At 42.8% G+C, this 3,403-nt stretch carries 4 protein-coding genes; all 4 read left to right on the top strand.

All coding sequences use genetic code 11. The features are described from left to right. Positions 1–204: hypothetical protein (locus AC25Y5_RS18860; protein ID WP_488141638.1), on the top strand; the 204-nt coding region annotated here is incomplete at its 5' end. 314 nt (positions 205–518) lie between these two features. Next, positions 519–650, top strand: coding sequence for a hypothetical protein (locus AC25Y5_RS18855; protein WP_488141637.1), 132 nt, complete (start codon positions 519–521; stop codon positions 648–650). 117 nt (positions 651–767) lie between these two features. Continuing rightward, complete coding sequence (locus tag AC25Y5_RS18850; RefSeq protein ID WP_488141639.1) at positions 768–935, top strand: hypothetical protein; 168 nt, start codon at positions 768–770, stop codon at positions 933–935. Positions 936–1,347: 412 nt separating this feature from the next. Next, a complete protein-coding gene (locus tag AC25Y5_RS18845) occupies positions 1,348–2,544 on the top strand; it encodes an acyl-CoA dehydrogenase family protein (protein ID WP_488141636.1) in 1,197 nt (398 codons plus the stop codon). Positions 2,545–3,403 lie beyond the last annotated feature (859 nt).

The following is a 3,403-nucleotide window of genomic DNA, read 5'->3' as shown; positions in this document are numbered from 1 at the left end:
TCATATGAAGCAAAACAGCACTTGAAATACTTCCCTATTCATTTGTTAAAGCTAATTAATAAAGATGAAATAGTAGTAGTAGTAGTAGTAGTAGTAGTAGTAGTAGTAGTAGTAGTAGTAGTAGTAGTAGTAGTAGCAGATAATCTTTTTAAGAGTGGGTTCACTGAACTTTTTATAAAGGAATCAGAAAGTTTGGGACGGTAATTAAATAATCCGAAAGGGACAGTAGCACTTTATCCGGCTATGTTACAAGAGGAATGGGGGAAGATTACTTCCTTACAAGGAAATGCCCCTCTAAAAAGCGAAAAATAACAGTACCCTAACCGCCAATTTACAACTTGGAGATGTAGGAAAAGAAGGATGAAATATCATAATAGATTAGGGGATATTCCCGTTTTTGTTTTATCCGTCGTTGTTATAAGCGGTTTATTTTATGGGTTTTTAAACCAACAGGATCAGACGCATTCGGCGCCCATTTAATTATGATTGCCATGAATAAATTCACGCGGAGACGTTTAGTGGATGCGATTGAAGATTCGATACGTTCAACTACAATGGTGTTGTTTTTGGGAGTCGGAGCCGTCGTTTTGTCCGTTTCATCACGGCAACAAGATTTCCATTTGGCGTTGCTGAATTCGTCAGCGGGTTAGCTGTACCATCATTTTGGATTATAATTGACATCTTACTTATTTATGTTATTAACGGCGCGATTATGGATGCGTTCAACTTGTTAATTCTATCGATTCCAATCTTTTTCCCCGGCGGTTATTATACTTGGCTATAATCCGGTTTGGTTCTTTATTATTCTAGGTATCGTAACAAGTTTTGGCAGCATTACTCCGCCGGTTGGAGTCAATCCTTTTATCGTGACGTATATCATCTTGATTGCGATTCTTATATTATTCCCGCAGATTGTTACCTTTGCTGTCAGCTGAAATAGGAGCTGTTGCACAAAAGTGTTTGGAACCTCAGTAACGATATCTAGTAACCGTAATGACAGGCGGCTAGATATCGTTCCGTGGTGACCGGCACTTTTTTGTTTTGAGCTGGCTCTATTTATTACAGACTAATCATATGGAATATTCAAGATACTTAGACCCAATGTGTAGTAGTTAAAATATTGAAAATGCTTTAATCTGAAGATAGATAATTTCATTAGAGGTTCGCCTCTAATGAAATTTGGAATCTAGGTTGAAAGAGAAGGCTCTTCCGAATGTAACCCGTTTTTTTCGAGCCTGTGGACTAGTTAAATATTCTCGTTTCGAAGCAATAGTTAATCGTCCTTTTTACTATTGGAGAAAACAAATATCATTCGGTGGAATAATAAATTATAGGGGGAAAAGAATTATGACTATTCAAATAGAAAACCAAAACCAAAACCAAAACCAAAACCAAAACCAAAACCAAAACCAAAACCAAAACCAAAACCAAAACCAAAACCAAAACCTGCTTAACCAAGTGTTGACCGAAATCCGTTCCCGACGCGACGAATTTGAAAAGAAGCAGCACGTTCCAAAGGACATGATAGCGCAACTAAAGCAATTGGGCGTCTATCGCGCTCATGCTCCGCGGTGCTTTGGGGGAGATGCCCGCACGCCCATGGAGTTCCTCAAGTTAATTGAGACTATCTCAGAAGCTGATGGCTCCGCTGGATGGGTGGCGAGCTTCGGATCTTCTGCAGTTTACCTGGCGGCCTTGCCGCGCGAAACACTCGCAAGCCTTTACGCAGATGGGCCGGATGTGACCTTCGCAGGCGGTCTGTTTCCAGTTCAGCCCGCAAAGAGGGTGAGTGGCGGCTGGATTGTTAACGGCCTTTGGAAGTTCGCAAGTGGATGTAAGGGAGCCGACCTTCTTGGCGTCGGTATTGGCACAGGGGAAGGCGGTAAGCCGCTCACCGCAGTGCTAATGCCTGAGGACGTGGAAATCGTCGAGAACTGGGATGTACTCGGGATGCGCGGAACGGGCAGCCATGACCTGCGCGTGAAAGACATCTTCGTCCCTGATGAATGGACTTTTGTCCGTGGCGGTGTCTCTTCTATTGAAGAACCAATTCACCACTATCCATCCATCGCTTATGCAGCGCAGGTACTTGCGGTGATCAATCTTGGTGTAGCCCGCGCCGCACTTGATGAAGTTTCTCGGATGGCCGGACGTTCTAGCATCACAGGTGCACCGAAAATGGCCGATCGCGCATACCTACGAATCTCCGTAGCAAAGGCAGAAGCCGCGCTAGGGTCGGCACGTGCCTTCTTCTACGAGACTACCGAATCCGCTTGGGATTCTATCCTGAAGGGCGACGGTGTCTCCGCTGACCAAACAAGCATGCTGCGCCTGGCAGCCGCTCAAGCTGCCCGCGAAGGAGCGAGCGTCGTGCAGTCAGCCTACATGCTTGCCGGCACCTCAGCTATTTACGACGGACACCCACTGCAGCGATATCTGCGCGATGCAATGGTCGTGACCCAGCACGCGTTCCTAAACGAGAGCATGTATGAGGGGGCGGGGTCGGTACTCCTGGGCGTGCCGCCGATGAAAGGTTACATCTGATCATGTTAATCAAGGGTATAGGATAAGCTGTTCCATGCGCCGATATCCTTTGGATTAGTGTTTTAAAGGGTTGGTGGAAAAGTGTCTCCGCTAACGGAAAGGAAGTAATTGAGATGGCATTAATCATAGGCCGGAATGATTCACAGGTATTTGATAAATCAACTTTTCTTACGAAATCCATTGCGTTGCAGATTTTGGGCAGACTTTTCTTTGTTCGTTATTATTTCTGCTGAAAGTATTTTGGAGAGTGAAGAGGGATTCCAATAGGAGCCCCAAAAACAGATAAAAAAGATTGATAGAGTAGATGATTCACGCCAATTAGTACTAATAAGTCTGAAAATAATGAATTCTTGATACTAAACCTAGATTGTTTTTGAATAATAGTTAAATGTATGATGGGAGTACGATTTAAATATTCCTAATATTCCGACCCGTATTGAAAACGTTTTCATTTGGTTGCTGAGTAGTATATTACCGTGTAGATAACGTCAATATTGTTCCGCAACCAATGACGAAACTAAATATCTTTACAGGTTGGACGAGTAATACAACTATGAATTGGCTGGCAGAAAAGGTTGGATTGTTTTGATTATATCAATGGTGCGGGTTGAACGTGTCCAAGGACAATTAGACATTTACCTTGAAGCATGTGCCAAGTAGATACGCGGGTAGGGATTACTGGAAAACCACTCGCGAACAAGACTTATTCAGTCAGTAAATTAAGTCCACTTTTCATTAGTAAAAAGAAAAGACTTTAGCTATTTAAGCAATTAAGAAGAAATATTATTGACAGAAATCTATCTATGAATTAGGGGGAATTACGATGTTATCAAAAGAAGATAATCAGTTACTAACTGAA

The organism is Sporosarcina sp. Y1011, from assembly GCF_057669885.1.
This window is presented reverse-complemented; position numbering and strand designations above follow the sequence as displayed.

Bases quoted from the DNA above. Each gene is read 5' to 3' on its own strand.
- AC25Y5_RS18845 (WP_488141636.1), top strand. From the start codon at position 1,348: ATGACTATTCAAATAGAAAACCAAAACCAAAACCAAAACCAAAACCAA.